Annotated in this window: 1 protein-coding gene; it reads right to left on the bottom strand. The window is 60.3% G+C overall.

Features of this window, described 5'->3' with window-relative positions; genetic code table 11:
- Positions 1-374 precede the first annotated feature (374 nt).
- Positions 375-506 carry a hypothetical protein gene (locus ADL05_RS32215; RefSeq protein ID WP_255351871.1) on the bottom strand — a complete coding sequence of 44 codons (132 nt, stop codon included), beginning with the start codon at positions 504-506 and terminating at the stop codon, positions 375-377.
- Positions 507-1,008: the final 502 nt, after the last annotated feature.

A 1,008-nucleotide genomic window follows, 5' to 3' on the forward strand; every position in this document is an offset into this window, starting at 1 on the left:
GGCCCAGCACACATGGGCCCCACATGTGGGGTGCTCATGGGGTGCTCGCGAGGTACTCATGGGGTGCCACTCGAGTGCTAGCGACGTGCACACCCCACAGCCTTGAGCGCAGCGCGTGATCACTACACCAAAACATCGACCCTTTTCATGGATTCACACAAGGAGACCATAGGAGTCTTCAGGGAAAAATCCATGAAGGAAAGCGAATCAAAGCAGTGAATCATTTATTGAGTCTGGATAGAGTTCGTGCATTAATGTGTATACTTGCAGAGAACACAGAGAGGGGCTCGCGACTGGCTGTGTCCCGTCAGACCTTCGCCACCGCGAACCCCCGTGCCTCGTAGCGGGTGCTGGCTGCTCCTACAGCCAGCCCCCTACGAGGAACCCTCCTCGAACAGGCTGATCAGCCAGGCAACGAGCCGGATGGCGGCCGCCACCGCTGCCAGTGCCCTGATGGTGTCGAGGACGATCTTCCACCAAGGCTTCCTGCAGGGCTCCCTATCCATAGGGCATCTCCTTCACGGTCGATTTTGAGCGCACCGATCGGTACACGTGCGGCCGATCGGCCTCGCCGTGAAGGATCTCGGTGTTGAATATACCGGAGTTCTCTGCCGTTCCGCACTTCTCGAGCAATATGCATCTCAGGGACTAACCAGAGATGTCTGTGCTCCATTTTTGGCGTCTGATATTCGTCGCGGCAGGTCAGAGCGAAGTCAGGCCGGGACTGCCCGTGCTGGGACACCCAGCTCTTGCCTCTTCGCTCCCTCCGAAACTGCGGAGGCGGCGCTGAGTCCCTGGCGATGCTCACCATGCTGTTCGGAGCGAGGACACGCTGACCTGGGCCTCAGGTGGTGAGCTCCTGCGCCCCAGGGGACCTTTGATCCGATGGTCCGCCGAGCCCGGGGACGGGGAAACCTTGAGAATGGAGGGGTGGTCCAGGGGGTCTGGGCGAGGCTGACGAGAAAATGCCGCTCATGGCTCCTGGGGTATGGCCACCCGACCCCTGGA

It is taken from the genome of Nocardiopsis sp. NRRL B-16309 (assembly GCF_001279585.1).
Classification (GTDB): Bacteria; Actinomycetota; Actinomycetes; order Streptosporangiales; family Streptosporangiaceae; genus Nocardiopsis.

Excerpts from the sequence above, each read along its gene's own strand:
- ADL05_RS32215 (WP_255351871.1), bottom strand. The coding sequence starts at position 506 with ATGGATAGGGAGCCCTGCAGGAAGCCTTGGTGGAAGATCGTCCTCGAC.